The organism is Streptomyces sp. NPDC017056, assembly GCF_044332485.1.
Classification (GTDB): Bacteria; Actinomycetota; Actinomycetes; order Streptomycetales; family Streptomycetaceae; genus Streptomyces.
Window position 1 is genome coordinate 1 of sequence record NZ_JBIRPD010000029.1, and the last position, 15,425, is coordinate 15,425.

General features: G+C 72.1%; 9 protein-coding genes. 3 read left to right on the forward strand and 6 right to left on the reverse strand.

Translation table 11 applies throughout. The features are described 5' to 3' along the window. Positions 1–90 precede the first annotated feature (90 nt). Positions 91–657, reverse strand: a complete 567-nt coding sequence (locus ACH4OW_RS35855) for a DJ-1/PfpI family protein (protein ID WP_398032488.1) — start codon at positions 655–657, stop codon at positions 91–93. A gap of 543 nt (positions 658–1,200) precedes the next feature. Here ACH4OW_RS35855 and ACH4OW_RS35860 point away from each other — a divergent pair. Next, complete coding sequence (locus tag ACH4OW_RS35860) at positions 1,201–6,177, forward strand: NAD-glutamate dehydrogenase (protein ID WP_398032490.1); 4,977 nt, start codon at positions 1,201–1,203, stop codon at positions 6,175–6,177. A 69-nt stretch (positions 6,178–6,246) separates the two neighbouring features. Here ACH4OW_RS35860 and ACH4OW_RS35865 read toward each other — a convergent pair whose 3' ends face one another. Further along, complete coding sequence (locus ACH4OW_RS35865) at positions 6,247–6,948, reverse strand: ABC transporter ATP-binding protein (protein ID WP_398032493.1); 702 nt, start codon at positions 6,946–6,948, stop codon at positions 6,247–6,249. Beyond that, positions 6,941–7,873, reverse strand: coding sequence for an ABC transporter permease (locus ACH4OW_RS35870; protein ID WP_360136334.1), 933 nt, complete (start codon positions 7,871–7,873; stop codon positions 6,941–6,943). Before ACH4OW_RS35870 ends, ACH4OW_RS35865 begins: the two co-directional genes overlap by 8 nt. A 192-nt stretch (positions 7,874–8,065) precedes the next feature. Here ACH4OW_RS35870 and ACH4OW_RS35875 point away from each other — a divergent pair, with 192 nt between their 5' ends. Together ACH4OW_RS35875 and ACH4OW_RS35880 are read left to right on the forward strand one after the other, a co-directional pair. After that, complete coding sequence (locus ACH4OW_RS35875) at positions 8,066–8,701, forward strand: TetR/AcrR family transcriptional regulator (RefSeq protein WP_360136332.1); 636 nt, start codon at positions 8,066–8,068, stop codon at positions 8,699–8,701. 151 nt (positions 8,702–8,852) lie between these two features. Then, positions 8,853–11,117, forward strand: a complete 2,265-nt coding sequence (locus ACH4OW_RS35880) for a PIG-L family deacetylase (RefSeq protein WP_398032496.1) — start codon at positions 8,853–8,855, stop codon at positions 11,115–11,117. On the opposite strand, the gene ACH4OW_RS35885 is transcribed toward ACH4OW_RS35880, so the two are convergent. The 3 genes from ACH4OW_RS35885 to ACH4OW_RS35895 form a co-directional block, all read right to left on the reverse strand. After that, complete coding sequence (locus tag ACH4OW_RS35885; protein WP_360136328.1) at positions 11,087–11,536, reverse strand: GtrA family protein; 450 nt, start codon at positions 11,534–11,536, stop codon at positions 11,087–11,089. The genes ACH4OW_RS35880 and ACH4OW_RS35885 overlap by 31 nt on opposite strands. Next, positions 11,533–12,504, reverse strand: coding sequence for a glycosyltransferase family 2 protein (locus ACH4OW_RS35890; RefSeq protein ID WP_398032499.1), 972 nt, complete (start codon positions 12,502–12,504; stop codon positions 11,533–11,535). The genes ACH4OW_RS35885 and ACH4OW_RS35890 overlap by 4 nt, the downstream gene beginning before the upstream one ends. 68 nt (positions 12,505–12,572) lie before the next feature. Beyond that, positions 12,573–15,212 carry a YfhO family protein gene (locus tag ACH4OW_RS35895; RefSeq protein WP_398032502.1) on the reverse strand — a complete coding sequence of 880 codons (2,640 nt, stop codon included), beginning with the start codon at positions 15,210–15,212 and terminating at the stop codon, positions 12,573–12,575. Positions 15,213–15,425 lie beyond the last annotated feature (213 nt).

Below are 15,425 nucleotides of genomic sequence, written 5' to 3' on the forward strand. Positions count from 1 at the left end.
CCAACTCGGCCTTCGGCCGCCCCGTCCTCGCCATCCGTCCAGAATGCCGAACCGACAGCAACATCCGCAGCGAAATCCCGACTCAGGACACTAGGTGACCGGCGCCTTCGATCGCAGCACCGCGACGAATTCGCGCATCCATGCGGAGTGGTCGGCCCAGGAGCGGGAGGAGACGAGGGTGCCGTCGACGACCACTTCGGCGTCGCGGTAGGCGGCGCCCGCGGCCTGCATGTCCATTTCGAGGGCGGGGTAGGCGGTGACCTGGCGGCCGTTGAGGCTGCCGATGGCGGCGGTCAGCAGGGGGCCGTGGCAGATCTGGGCGACGGGCTTGTCGGAGTCGAAGAATGACTTGACCAGTTTGCGCAGCTCGGGGTCGTTGCGCAGATACTCCGGCGCCCGGCCGCCGGGGACCACCAGGGCGGCGTACTGCCCCGGGTCGACCTCGGAGAACGCCAGGTCGGCGGGCCAGGTGTAGCCGGGCTTCTCGGCGTAGGTGTCGAAGCCCGGTTCGAAGTCGTGTACGACCAGGCGCAGCGTCTTGCGGGCGGGGGCGGCGACGTGCACGTCGTAGCCCTCCTCGCGCAGCCGCTGGTAGGGGTAGAGGACCTCCAGGGACTCCGCCGCGTCGCCGGTCACGATCAGGATCTTGGCGGCCATGCCGTCCACCTCCGGTCGGGTTGCGGGGCACGCACGGACGTGCTGTTGGTCACACTCGCGCGGGCCGGTCCGCTCCTCGGTGTCCCGCACAACGTCCTCCGGATCGCCGCGCTTGCCAAGCCCCCGCGGGATACCGTGGGATTCCAGGGGCGGCGTCGAGCCGTTGCGTCGCTGTCCGGATCGTCAAATTTCGGCGAGTGGTTTTGTACACAGCTGGACCATGACGGCACCCGTGCCGGGAGCGATAGCCTTACATCGTGATCAGCGCGATAACCCGCGGGGGCGTCGAGGCCCTCGCTGTGCGCCCGGAGCGGTACGGCCGCCGGGCGATCGCTGGTCGGTGCGACCGGGACCGCTTGCCGGTGTTGCCGAAATCGGCTCATCGCGGCCCGGTCATCGCTCATCGCGGCACGGCGTCGACTCCGACCGGACACTTCCCCGCGTTGCTGCGGGGGACCCTCCACGCGTCGTGTCGGTGTTGTGCAGCTTCCACGGAGTTCATCCACAACGTCACGCAACGGCGCGCGACAGGAGCCAGAGGACATGCAGACCAAGCTGGACGAAGCCAAGACCGAGCTGCTCGCGCGGGCAGCCCGGGTCGCTGAAAGCAGCCCGGCCGGGGGACAGGCACCGGTACAGGGTCTCGACCCGGACACCCTCCTGGGATACCTCCAGCGCTACTACCTGCACACCGCGCCGGAAGACCTGAGCGGACGCGACCCGGTCGACGTGTTCGGGGCCGCGCTGTCCCACTACCGCCTGGCGGAGACGCGCCCGCAGGGCACCGCGAACGTGCGGGTGCACACCCCGACGGTCGAGGAGAACGGCTGGACCTGCAGCCACTCCGTCGTCGAGGTCGTCACCGACGACATGCCCTTCCTCGTGGACTCCGTCACCAACGAGCTCTCGCGCCAGGGCCGCGGCATCCACGTCGTGATCCACCCGCAGGTCATCGTGCGCCGTGACGTCACCGGCAAGCTCATCGAGGTCCTCGACAACAACTGCGACGCGCACGGCCGCACCGGCAAGGACAAGAACGGCCGCGGCAAGGGCCGGGACCTGCCGCACGACGCGCTCGTCGAGTCCTGGATCCACGTCGAGATCGACCGGGAGACCGACCGCGCCGACCTCAAGCAGATCACCAACGATCTGCTGCGCGTCCTGTCGGACGTGCGGGAGGCCGTCGAGGACTGGGAGAAGATGCGCGACGCCGCGCTGCGCATCGCCGACGAGCTGCCCGCCGAGCCGACCGCCGACGACCTGCGCGACCAGGAGGTCGACGAGGCCCGCGAGCTGCTGCGCTGGCTGGCCGCCGACCACTTCACCTTCCTCGGCTACCGCGAGTACGAGCTGACCTCGGTGCCCGGCGAGTCCGGCGCCGAGGAGGACGTGCTGACCGCCGTGCCGGGCACCGGGCTCGGCATCCTGCGCTCCGACCCGGCGCACAGCGACGGCGACGACGGCCACCCCGTCTCGCCGTCGTTCAACCGGCTCCCCAAGGACGCCCGCGCCAAGGCCCGCGAGCACCGGCTGCTGATCCTCACCAAGGCCAACAGCCGCTCCACCGTGCACCGCCCCTCGTACCTCGACTACGTGGGCGTGAAGAAGTTCGACGCCCAGGGCAACGTCGTCGGTGAGCGCCGGTTCCTCGGCCTGTTCTCCTCGGCCGCGTACACCGAGTCCGTACGCCGGGTGCCGGTCATCCGCCGCAAGGTCGCCGAGGTCCTGGACGCCGCGGGCTTCACCCCCAACAGCCACGACGGCCGCGACCTGCTCCAGATCCTGGAGACCTACCCGCGTGACGAGCTGTTCCAGACGCGCGTGGACCAGCTGCAGTCCATCGTCACCAGCGTGCTGTACCTCCAGGAGCGCCGCCGGCTGCGGCTGTACCTGCGCCAGGACGAGTACGGGCGCTACTACTCGGCGCTGGTCTACCTGCCGCGCGACCGCTACACCACCGGCGTACGGCTGCGGCTGATCGACATCCTCAAGGAGGAACTGGGCGGCACCAGCGTCGACTTCACCGCCTGGAACACCGAGTCGATCCTCTCCCGGCTGCACTTCGTCGTCCGGGTCGAGCCCGGCGCGACGCTGCCGGACCTCACCGACGCCGACGCCGAGCGCATCGAGGCGCGCCTGGTCGAGGCCGCCCGCTCCTGGGCCGACGGCTTCGCCGAGGCGCTGACCGCCGAGGTCGGCGAGGAGCGCGCCGCCGAGCTGCTGCGCCGCTACAACCACGCCTTCCCCGAGGGCTACAAGGCCGACAACCCGCCGCGCAGCGCGGTCGCCGATCTCCAGCACCTGGAGCAGCTGGACGCGGCCGCCGGCAAGGACTTCGAGGTCAGCCTGTACGAGCCGGTCGGCGCCGGCCCCGACGAGCGCCGCTTCAAGATCTACCGGACCGGTGAGCCGGTCTCCCTGTCGAAGGTCCTGCCGGTGCTCAACCGGCTCGGCGTCGAGGTCGTCGACGAGCGCCCGCACGAGCTGCGCTGCACCGACGGTGCCACCGCCTGGATCTACGACTTCGGGCTGCGCATCCCCGAGCGGATGAACGGCGACGACGCCCGCGAGCGGTTCCAGGACGCCTTCACGGCGGTGTGGACCGGCCAGGCGGAGAGCGACAACTTCAACAAGCTGGTGCTGCGGGCCGGCCTGAACTGGCGCCAGGCGATGGTGCTGCGGGCGTACGCCAAGTACCTGCGGCAGGCCGGTTCGACGTTCAGCCAGACGTACATGGAGGACACCCTCTCCAACAACGTCCACACCACGCGGCTGCTGGTCAGCCTCTTCGAGGCGCGGATGTCCCCGGAGCGGCAGCGGGCCGGCACCGAGCTGACCGACGGGCTGCTGGAGGAGCTGGACGGCGCGCTCGACCAGGTCGCGAGCCTGGACGAGGACCGCATCCTGCGGTCCTTCCTCACCGTCATCAAGGCGACGCTGCGCACGAACCACTACCAGAAGAACGACGCCGGGCAGCCGCACTCCTACCTGTCGATGAAGCTCGACCCGCAGGCGATCCCGGACCTGCCGGCGCCCCGCCCGGCGTACGAGATCTGGGTGTACTCGCCGCGCGTCGAGGGCGTCCACCTGCGCTTCGGCAAGGTCGCCCGCGGTGGCCTGCGCTGGTCCGACCGGCGCGAGGACTTCCGTACGGAGGTGCTCGGCCTGGTCAAGGCGCAGATGGTGAAGAACACCGTCATCGTGCCGGTCGGCGCCAAGGGCGGCTTCGTCGGCAAGCGGCTGCCGGACCCGTCGGCGGACCGCGACGCGTGGCTGGCCGAGGGCATCGCCTGCTACAAGACGTTCATCTCGGGCCTGCTGGACATCACCGACAACCTCGTCGGCGGCGAGGTCGTGCACCCCTCGGACGTCGTCCGGCACGACGAGGACGACACGTACCTCGTCGTCGCCGCCGACAAGGGCACCGCGACGTTCTCCGACATCGCCAACGAGGTGGCCGAGTCGTACGGCTTCTGGCTCGGCGACGCGTTCGCTTCCGGCGGCAGCGCCGGCTACGACCACAAGGGCATGGGCATCACCGCCCGCGGCGCCTGGGAGTCGGTCAAGCGGCACTTCCGCGAGCTGGGCGTCAACACCCAGACCGAGGACTTCACCGTCGTGGGTGTCGGCGACATGTCCGGTGACGTGTTCGGCAACGGCATGCTGCTCAGCGAGCACATCCGGCTGGTCGCCGCCTTCGACCACCGGCACATCTTCCTCGACCCGGACCCGGACGCGGCCACCTCGTACGCGGAGCGCCGCCGCCTGTTCGAGCTGCCGCGCTCCTCGTGGGCGGACTACGACGCCAAGCTGCTGTCGCAGGGCGGCGGCATCCACCCCCGTACGGCCAAGTCCATCCCGATCAACGCGCAGGTGCGGGAGGCGCTCGGCATCGAGCCCGGCGTCAAGAAGATGACCCCCGCCGACCTGATGCAGGCCATCCTCAAGGCGCCGGTGGACCTGCTGTGGAACGGCGGCATCGGTACGTACGTGAAGTCGTCGGCCGAGTCGCACGCGGACGTGGGCGACAAGTCCAACGACGCGATCCGCGTCAACGGCGAGGACCTGCGGGTCAAGGTCGTCGGCGAGGGCGGCAACCTGGGCCTGACCCAGCTCGGCCGGATCGAGTTCGACCGCAACGGCGGCAAGATCAATACCGACGCGATCGACAACAGCGCCGGCGTGGACACCTCCGACCACGAGGTGAACATCAAGATCCTGCTCAACGCGGTCGTCGCCGACGGCGACCTGACGGTCAAGCAGCGCAACAAGCTGCTGGCCGAGATGACGGACGAGGTCGGCGCGCTCGTCCTGCGCAACAACTACGCGCAGAACACCGCGCTCGCGCTGGCCCAGGCCCAGTCCTCCAGCATGCTCCACGCCCAGCAGCGCTTCATGCGCCGCCTGGTGCGCGACGGGGACCTGGACCGGGCCCTGGAGTTCCTGCCCACCGACCGGCAGATCCGCGAGCGGCTGAACGCCGGGCGCGGCCTGACCCAGCCCGAGACCGCCGTGCTCCTCGCCTACACGAAGATCACGGTCGCCGACGCGCTGATCCAGACCGGGCTGCCGGACGACCCGTACCTCCAGCACCTGCTGCACGCGTACTTCCCCAGCGCCCTGCGCGAGAAGTTCGGCGAGCAGATCGACGCGCACGCGCTGCGCCGCGAGATCGTCACGACCGTCATGGTCAACGACACGGTCAACACCGGCGGCACCAGCTTCCTGCACCGCATGCGGGAGGAGACCGGCGCCGCGCTCGAAGAGGTCGTACGGGCGCACACCGCGGCCCGCGCGATCTTCGGGCTGAACCGGGTCTGGGACGACGTCGAGGCCCTCGACAACGTCGTCGCCGCCGACGTGCAGACCCGCATCAGGCTGCACTCCCGGCGGCTGGTGGAGCGCGGCACCCGCTGGCTCCTCAACAACCGCCCGCAGCCGCTGGAGCTGTCGGAGACCATCGACTTCTTCGCGGACCGGGTCGCCGGCGTCTGGGCCGAACTGCCCAAGCTGCTGCGCGGCGGCGACCTGGAGTGGCACCAGCGCATCCTGGACGAGCTGACCGAGGCCGGGGTGCCGGCGGAGCTGGCCACGCGGGTGGCCGGGTTCTCGTCCGTCTTCCCCGCGCTGGACATCGTCGCCATCGCGGACCGCACCGGCAAGGAGCCGCTGGACGTCGCCGAGGTCTACTACGACCTGGGCGACCGGCTGCGGATCAACCAGCTCCTGGACCGCATCCTGGAGCTGCCGCGCAATGACCGCTGGCAGTCGATGGCCCGCGCCTCCATCCGCGAGGACCTGTTCGCCGCGCACGCGGCGCTGACCAGCGACGTGCTGTCGGTGGGCAGCGACTCCGCGACGCCGGAGGAGCGGTTCAAGGCATGGGAGGAGAAGAACGCGGCGATCCTCGGGCGCGCGCGCACCACGCTGGAGGAGATCCACGGGTCGGAGGGCTTCGACCTGGCGAACCTGTCGGTGGCGATGCGTACTATGCGGACGCTGTTGCGTACGCATAGCTGACGGCTCACCACGTCGTGATGGCGGCGCGGTCCGGCACTGCCGGGCCGCGCCGCCGTGGTTTCGGGCGCCCTACTTGGCAGAGCGCTCGTACGCCGTCACGACCTCCTCCGTGGGGCCGTCCATGATCAGTTCGCCCTTTTCCAGCCACAGGACGCGGTCGCAGGTGTCGCGGATGGCCTTGTTGTTGTGGCTGACGAGGAAGACGGTGCCGGCTTCTTCGCGGAGTTCGCGGATGCGGGCCTCGGAGCGCTTCTGGAAGGCGCGGTCGCCGGTGGCCAGCGCTTCGTCGATCATCAGGACGTCGTGGCTCTTGGCGGCGGCGATGGAGAAGCGCAGCCGGGCCGCCATGCCGGAGGAGTACGTGCGCATCGGCAGCGAGACGAAGTCGCCCTTCTCGTTGATGCCCGAGAAGTCGACGATGCCCGGGTAGCGGTCGCGCACCTCGGTGCGGGACATGCCCATGGCGAGGCCGCCGAGGACGACGTTGCGCTCGCCGGTCAGGTCGTTCATCAGGGCCGCGTTCACGCCCAGGAGTGACGGCTGGCCGTGCGTGTAGACGCGGCCGGCGGCGGGCGGCAGGAGTCCGGCGACAGCGCGCAGCAGCGTGGACTTGCCCGAGCCGTTGGAGCCGATCAAGCCGATCGCCTCACCCTTGTGGGCGACGAAGGTGACGCCCTTGACGGCATGCACCTTACGGTCGGCGCCGTGCACCGTGTAGACGATGTGGACGTTGTCGGCGATGACGGTGGGGACGCGGTCGGTCTCAGCCACGGCCGTACTCCTCCTCCGCCTTCCAGAAGAAGACGTACCCGGCGACGCCGGCCAGCAGCGCCCAGCCCAGGGCCAGCGGCCACACGTGCGGCGGCAGGTCGTGGGCGCGCACCGTGTCGATCAGGGCGTACCGCATCAGGTCGACGTAGATCAGGGCGGGGTTGCAGTTCAGGACCACCGAGACCAGGTGGGGCGCGTCGCGCGTGAACGTGGAGAGGTCGTAGAAGACACCGGACGCGTACATCCAGGTGCGCAGCACGAACGGCATCAGCTGCGCGGTGTCGGTGCTCTTCGCGCCGATGCGGGCCATGACCAGGGCGAGGCCGGTGTTGAAGACCGACTGGAGCAGCAGGACGGGGAGCATCAGCAGCCAGTGCCACGTCAGCGGCACGCCGCAGGCCAGCACGATGACCGACAGCACGCCCATGGAGAAGACGAGTTGCTGGAGCTGGACGAGGGTGTGCGCGACGGGCAGCGCGGCGCGCGGGAAGTGCAGGGCGCGGACCAGGCCGAGGTTGCCGGAGACGGCGCGGGTGCCGGCCAGCACCGTGGACTGGGTGAAGGTGAAGACGAAGATGCCGGTGCATAGGAACGGGATGAAGTTCGGGATGCCGTGGCTGGTGTGCAGCAGCACGCCGAAGATCAAGTAGTAGACGCCCGCGTTCAGCAGCGGGGTCACGACCTGCCAGAGCTGGCCCAGGCGCGCCGTGGTGTACGTGGCGGTCAGCCGGGCGGTGGCGAACGACGCGATGAAGTGGCGGCGCGCCCACAGGCGGCGGGTGTACGCGCCGAGCGGGGGGCGGGCGCCGCTGACGGTCAGGCCGTGCCGCTCGGCCAGGGCGCGCAGGTCCGGGTCAGGGGCGGTGGGCGGCACCGCGGAGGGCGCCGCGGGGCCGGTGCCCGGTGGGGCGAGGGTCTGGGACATGGAAGCGGTGCCCTCCGGAGGTGAGGTTCGGGGCGGGGTGGAGCGGGGCGGGGTGAGGTGGCCGGGCGCGACGGCGGGGCGATAGAACGGGTTCGTATCGTCGAGACGCTACCGTTTCGTCGCGACGCGGCCGAGCGTAGAACCGTTCGACGTCGAAACGCAACCGTTGCGTCGTGACGCTAGGATCAAGGCATGGCAAAGGACGGCAGGGAAGAAGCCGGGGCACCGGCGGCGGTGGCGGGCGGGCGGCGGACGCCGGCCGGGGCCGCCGTGCTGCGCGAGGACAAGACCGCGGCGATCCGTTCCGCGGTCTTCGAGGAGCTGGCGGCGGTGGGGTTCGCGCGGATGTCCATCGAGGGCATCGCCCGGCGGGCCGGCGTCGGCAAGACCGCCGTCTACCGCCGGTGGCGCTCCAAGCTGCACCTGGTGCTGGACGTGGTCTCCGCGGTGGCCGCCGAGGGCCTGCCGGCGCCGGACACCGGGTCGCTGCGCGGTGACGTGCGGACGCTGCTGGAGGTCGCGGCGCGCGCGTTGCGGCATCCGATGGCGTCGCAGATCATCCCCGACCTGCTGGCCGAGGCGGCGCGCAGCCCGGAGATCGCCGACGCGCTGCGTACCGCCCTGCACGACAGCCAGGAGGGCGTCGCGGCGGCGATGGTGGCCCGCGCGGTCGAGCGCGGCGAGCTGCGCCCCGGCGTGGACGCGCGCCTGGCGCTGGACCTGATGACCGGCCCGTTGTACTGGCGGCTGCTGGTCGTACGGGACGAGCTGCCCAAGGGGTACCTGGACGAGCTGGCGCTCGCGGTGGCGTCGGCCCTGGAGGCGTAGCGAGCGAGGCGTGGCGAGCCTGCCCTGGCGAGCCCGCCCTGCCGCTCTCCCGCCGCCCTGCCGCTCTCCCGCCGCTCTCCCTCTCTCCCGCCGCGCGGGATATGGACTAGTCGAGCGAGCGGCGTGCGGCGCGCAACCGAATACTGAGGTGGTGCCGACGCACCCGCCCCGGATGTCCCGCCGCCGGCTGCTCCAGGCCGCCGGCGGCGGTGCGGCCGCGGTCACGGCCGGCGCGGGGGTGCTGGCCTGGCTGGGCCCGCCGGCACCGCTGTCGCAGGCGACCGGCACCGCCCTGGAGCGGGAGGCCGCCGCGTCCGGCGCGGATCAGGCGTTCCTGCACGTCATCGCGCACGCCGACGACTCCCTCTACTTCATGAACCCGGCCCTGGAGCAGTCGGTGCGCGGCGGCGCCCGCTCGGTGACGGTGTGCCTGACCGGCGGCGAGTCCGACGGCCGCAACACCGCCGAGCACGGCCGCGGGGCCCGCCTGCTGCCGCGCGACCGCCCGGCCTTCGCGCGGGCCCGTACCAACGGGCTGCGGGCCGCGCACGCGGTGATGGCCACCGGCGATCCGCTCAGCCCCTGGGACGTGGAGGCGGTCTCCCTGCTGCCCGGCTTCCAGGTCGAGATCCAGACGCTGCGCGCCGCCCCGCACCACCAGCTCGTCTTCATGGAGCTGATGGAGGCGCGGACCGTCTCCGAGCCGCGCGCGAGGAGCCTGCGCGGCCTGTGGCTGGGCGCCACGGACGTGCTGCCGACCCTGCGCCCGGAGGGCACCCCCGTACAGCGCGTCTTCGAGTACACCCGTGAGCAGGTCACCGAGTCGCTGACCGCGCTGTTGGAGCGGGTCCGCCCGACCGTCGTTCGCACTCTCGACCCGAACGCGGTGCACGCTCCCCACGAGCCGCCGCACACCGGCGACCCGAAGCTGCGCGGCCCGGCCTACTACGACCACCAGGACCACATCGCCTCGGCGTACTTCGCGCAGGCGGCGCTGGCGGACTACTGGGAGCGCGGGCACGGCCGCCCCACCGTCGTGGAGAACTACGTCGGCTACGAGGCGGCCGTACTGCCCAACAACGTCGACCGGGAGACCGCCCGGCGCAAGGGCGAGCTGCTGTCCGTCTACGGCTGGGCCGACGGCCGCGACTGCGGCGACCGGGCGGGCTGCGGCGACCGCAAGGTCGGCGGCTCGGCGTTCGACGGCTGGTCCCGCGACTGGACCCGCAGCACCCGGCTGCGCGCCCCCGGGTCGAACAGCTGGCTGCGGCCCTTGAAGGACGGCCGGCTCGCCGCCTTCGCCGTCCTGGACGGCACCGCCGTGTGCTGGGCCGAGACCGCGACCGGCAACGGCACCTTCAGCGGCCCGCACGTGCTCGGCGGCGCCCTGCTCCAGGGCCAGATCCACGCCGTGAGCCACCCCGGCGGCGCCCTCCAGCTCTTCGCCACCCGTACGGTCCTGCCCGCCCGCAACCGCGCGCACCGCCGCGAGCTGCTGACCGCGCTGCAGACCGGCACCGCCCGCAACGGCGTACCGGTCTTCGGCGCCTGGGAGCCGCTCGGTTCCCCGGACGCCGACCCGGTCAGGTCCCTGGAGACGGGCTATCCCGCCGCGGCCGTCGACCGGGAGGGCACGGTGCACGTCTTCGTCCGCGACTGGCTGGGCGGCATCGGCTACCGCAGTGGCGCGCACGGCAGGGACTGGTCGCTGTGGCGGCGCCTGGAACCGCCGGTGGACGCCGGTACACCCGCCCGGGTGACGGGCGTCGTGGACGGGCTGGACGCGTGCGCGGACTCCGACGGGCTGATCCACGTGGCGGCACCGAGCGACCGGGCGGTGCACCACTGGGTGTCGAAGGAGCCGGGGGAGATACCGCTGCTCGCCGGGGGCACCGGCCTGCCAGGGCCCGCGGGGCCCGTCAGCCTGGCGCCGCTGGGCGGCGGGGCGGTGCGCCTGGCCTACCGGCAGAGCGCCACGGCCCGGGTGCTGGTCGCCGAATGGCGGCCGGCGGCTGGCGGCTGGCGGCTGGCGGCGCGGTGCGAGCCGGTCGGCGGGTACGGGCGGGTGGCCGCGGCGGCGGTCGGCAAGCCGGCGCGCACGCTGGTGCTCGCGGCGCTGGACGGCGCGGGCCTGCTGCGGTACGCGCTCGGCGAGGCGGACCAGGACGCTCCCGGGCGCTGGCTGACCGGGCAGGTGCCGCACTCGGGCGCGGCGGCGATCGGGCAGGACACCGACGGGCGCGCGGTGCTGGCCGTCCTCGGCAACGACGGGCGGCTGCACGCGGCGCGGCAGCGGGACGCCGGCGCGGACGGCGCGTTCCAGGAGTGGACGGTGCAGGCACGGCGGGGTCAGCCGGGCCGGACGGGACAACCGGGCCGGAGGGGTCAGCCGGGCTCGCCGGAACGTACGGGCTGAGCCTCGCCGTCGCCCCGGCCCGGGAGGAGGATGCGCGTGGACACCAGATAGGTGAACGGGATCGCGAGCACCGCCGCGACCAGGGGCGCGATCCGGGTGCCCAGCCCGCACCAGTCGACCAGCGCGATCAGCCCCGCGCTCTGCACCAGGTAGTTGGTGACCTGGGTCAGCGGGAAGAGCAGGAACTTCTTCCGGCTGGGCCGGGTGCGGTAGGTGAAGTAGGTGTTCAGGAAGAACGAGCCCGTCATGCTGAACAGGAACGCGAACGTGTAAGCGGCGAAGTACGGCATCCAGGGGTGCAGGGCCAGGTAACACCCGTAGAAGGTCAGCGTGTTGACGCCGCCCACGGCGGCGAAGCGCAGCAGCCGGGCGAACGGGAACCGGCCCGGTGGCAGCCGGCGGTACCGCCGAGGCGTCATCGGCGCGCCCGGCCGGCGACCCGGGCCGTCGGGGTGTTCGCCGGCACCGTCCCGTTGGTCTCCTTGACCAGGAAGTGCGGGCGCCGCTTGGTCTCGTAGTAGATGCGGCCGATGTACTCGCCGATCAGGCCGAGCATCACCATCTGGAGGCCGCCCAGGCCCACGATGATCGCCACCAGCGTCACATAGCCGGGCGCGGTGATGCCGCCGGCGACCGCGGCGCCGACGATCCACAGGGCGTACGCGGCGGCCAGCGCGGCCAGGCTCAGGCCCGCGTAGATCGCCGCCCGCAGCGGGCGGCAGTTGAAGGAGATCATGCCGTCGATGCCGTAGTTGACCAGCGAGCCGAAGCACCACTTGCTCTCGCCGCCCTCGCGCCGGGCGTTGCGGTAGTCGAAGGTGACCGTGTCGAAGCCGATCCAGGAGAACAGGCCCTTGGAGAAGCGGTTGTACTCGGGCAGCGAGACCAGCGCGTCCACGGCGGTGCGCGACAGCAGCCGGAAGTCGCCGACCCCGTCGGCGATTTCCACGTCCACCCACTTGTTGACCGCGCGGTAGTACAGCCGGCTGCACACGCTGCGCAGCGGCCGGTCGCCGTCCCGGCTGCGCCTGGCGACGACCTGGTCGTGGCCGAGCTGGTAGAGGTCGAGCATCTTCTCGATGAGCTGCGGCGGGTGCTGGAGGTCGGCGTCCATGAGGATGACGGCGTCGCCGGTGGCTTCCTTGAGGCCCGCGAGCATCGCCGCCTCCTTGCCGAAGTTGCGGCTGAAGGAGAGGTAGCGGGTGGTCGTGCCGTGCTGCTGGGCGAGGGTGCGTATCCGGTGCAGTGTTCCGTCCGCGCTGCCGTCGTCCACGTAGCACAGCTCGTACTCGACGGCGAGGCTGCCGAGCACCGCGCGGATCGTGGTGTCGAAGCGGCCGATGACGTCCTCTTCGTTGTAACAGGGAACGACGACTGAGAGCTTCATGTAGGGGCCCTTCCGCCGGGGCGGGGCGGAGCGCGGCGTGGGCCACCACGCCCCAAGTCGTAATTCTACTAATCAGATGAAATGTCACGATTTGGGAGGATGTGCGGTCGGCGGCGCCGCACCGCGCAGGTGACGGTGACGGCGGCCAGCGTCACCAGCGCGGCGCCGCTCGCCGCCAGGCCGGGCACCAGGCCCGGCGTGCCGTACGAACAGGACAGCCGCGAGGCCCCGGAGCCGAGGGGGACGGCGATCAGGCCGCCGAACGAGTGCGGGGCGCGCGCGGCGCCCCCGTCCACCCGGCAGCTCCAGCCGGTGAGGGAGGGCACCGCGAGCACGGCCGTGCCTCTGCTGCGCGCCGGCAGCTCGGCGGAGATCCCGTGGCCGCCCGCCGAGAGCCGTACCGGGGCCTGTGCGCGCAGTCCGGCGACGGCGGCGGCCAGCTTTCCCGGTGCCAGGCAGCCGAGGACGTGCTCCGGGACGCGCTGCGCCTTCGGCTGGTCGAAGGCCACCGTCAGCCGGCCGTCGGCCGGGACCGTGCCCAGGTTCCTGACCGGGTTCGCGGTCGTTTCCCGGATGCCGAACCCGGGGGAGGTATGGCCGATGGCCCGGACCTTGCCGTCGTACCAGGGCGCGTACCAGTAGACGACGGAGCGCGGTGCGCACCGGGCGGTGAAGACGGCGGCGGCGCCCTTGCGGGTGGCCGGCAGCCGCCACGCGCCGTCCATCAGGCGCGGCACCGGGCGTACGGACGCCTTCCTGGGGCCGCCGCCGTTCCCCGCCGGGCGCAGCTCCGGCACCTCGTACACGCGCGCGCCGAGCAGCCGCTCCTGGCGCGCGAAGACCGAGCCGCCGCCGACCCGGGGGTCGTCGCGCACGTCGATGCCCCGGGCGGCGGCCCCGCGGCGCGGCTGGTCGAGGCCGTCCGCCGTCAGGTCCGGCCGTACGGTCAGCAGGGGGGCGGCGGCGGACCGTCCCACGTCGACCGGTCCGGCCTGCGGCCCGGTCACGAAGCTGCTCACGCCCATGATCGCGCGGCTCCCGGGGTCTTCGGCGCTGCGCAGGTGGCGGCCGTGGATGTACCAGCCGCCGCCCATCTCGCGCAGCGTGCGCGCGGTCCGCTCCGGTACGTAGCTGCTGTAGTACGAGCCGCCCTCGCCGCCCAGCAGCAGCGGATCGTTGTTGGCGAACTCGTGCGGCCCCGGGTCGGTGCGCGACCGGGGCCAGTCCGCGCGCTGCCGGAGGCCCTCGCGTACGGCGAGCGTCCGGTCGTCGAACGTGGTCTTCGGGCCCCACCATTCGAGCCGGTCCCTCGCGGCGGTCACCGAGTACGCCGCGTAGGCCGAGCCGAAGAAGACCACGCAGGTCAGCGCGGTGGCGGCGCCGATGCGTACGTTCCGGCGCGCGGGTCGGCGGCGGAGCGCCACCAGGGCCGCCAGCGCCACCGTGCCGCCCCCCAGGACGAGGATCCAGGTGGCGCCGGCGACCGCGCTGCGGCCGTGGCACACCACGGCGAGCAGGAGGACCAGCACGGCCCCCGCCGCCAGCTCGCGCGGGCGCGGGCGGTGCGCCAGCGCCAGCCAGGCGATGATCACCAGGAGGGCGCTGAGGACGAAGGAGGCGCGGTAGGGGCTGCCGTTGGGCACCGCCAGGCCGTGCCAGACCAGCAGGGTCGGTTTCCACACGAAGGAGACCGCGACGCAGGCGGCCAGCCCGTACCAGGCGATACGGGTACGCGGCGGGATCGCGCGGACGAACGGGAAGGCGGCCGCCAGCAGCAGCCCCAGCACCCCGATGAACAGGTGCGGCGAGGGCACCGAGCCGCGCCCGCCGGGCAGCAGCTCGGCGAGGAAGTCCAGCGTCGGCGGGCGGCCCCGGTAGAGGGCCTCGGGGGCGGGCCGTGACGCCTTGCTGGCCTTGACGGTGACGGTGAGCGCGGGGGCGGCCAGCAGGATGCCGGCCGGCGCCATGGCCGCGGCACGGGCCAGGGAGCGCAGCCGGTCCCGTACGGGCGCCTCGGAGGCGAGCAGCAGGCGTACGGCCAGCACCAGCGCCATGGCGAGGGTGGCCATGGCGGCGGTGTAGAAGTTCCCGGCCCAGGAGACGCCGACGAGCAGGGCGCCGGCCACCCAGCGGCGCCGGCGCAGGCACCAGTCGGCGGCGATGCCGGTCAGCGGCAGCGAGACCAGGCCCCACATCCACATGGGGTCGGCGGTGCCGTCGCTCACGACCCACGCGCAGGTGCCGTAGCCCACCGATAGCAGGGCGCGCAGCCAGGCGGAGCCGGGCCGCACCCGGCCCAGGAAGACGGTCATCAGCGCCGTGCCGAGGCCGATGCAGCACAGCGTGACGAGGAACACGGGCAGCTCGGCCAGCTCGCGCGGGAAGAGCCCGACAAGCCAGGAGAACGGATTCATCAGATAGGTGAGGAAGTCGGCGAGAAAGGGCACCCCGTAGCCGCTGCTCCAGTTGAAGGCCAGGTCGCCGGTGGTGCCGCCGTGGAGCAGGTCCCACAGCCGGGCGTGGAACGGTACGAACTGATTTCCGAGGTCGTTGACGGCGCGGGAGCGGGTACCGAACGGATAACTCCCGAGCATCGTCATACCGAGGCAATAGGAGCCCATGGCCAGCAATGCCGCGAAGAGTGGCGCACACCACGGCGCGGCCGGTCGTTTCCCGGGCGCGGTCAGCATCTTGACGATCTCTTTCACCGGCGCCGCGCTTCCCTGCTCACCTGCGTCTTGAACGAGTAGATACCGCTTTACGGCTACGTGTACTGCATGTCCGTAATGTCGTGTCCTGGTTCCCGTTACGGGTGATCGTCCCGGGGGTGAGAGTCCTACCGTAGGTCAAATGTCCGCAATAATGCGGTTTGACAAGAGGAAGGCCCGGCGGCGAACGTGCGCTCGTGCGCCGGTCGGCGG

Excerpts from the sequence above, each read along its gene's own strand:
- ACH4OW_RS35855 (WP_398032488.1), bottom strand. The coding sequence starts at position 657 with ATGGCCGCCAAGATCCTGATCGTGACCGGCGACGCGGCGGAGTCCCTG.
- ACH4OW_RS35860 (WP_398032490.1), top strand. The coding sequence starts at position 1,201 with ATGCAGACCAAGCTGGACGAAGCCAAGACCGAGCTGCTCGCGCGGGCA.
- ACH4OW_RS35875 (WP_360136332.1), top strand. The coding sequence starts at position 8,066 with ATGGCAAAGGACGGCAGGGAAGAAGCCGGGGCACCGGCGGCGGTGGCG.
- ACH4OW_RS35890 (WP_398032499.1), bottom strand. The coding sequence starts at position 12,504 with ATGAAGCTCTCAGTCGTCGTTCCCTGTTACAACGAAGAGGACGTCATC.
- ACH4OW_RS35870 (WP_360136334.1), bottom strand. The coding sequence starts at position 7,873 with ATGTCCCAGACCCTCGCCCCACCGGGCACCGGCCCCGCGGCGCCCTCC.
- ACH4OW_RS35885 (WP_360136328.1), bottom strand. The coding sequence starts at position 11,536 with ATGACGCCTCGGCGGTACCGCCGGCTGCCACCGGGCCGGTTCCCGTTC.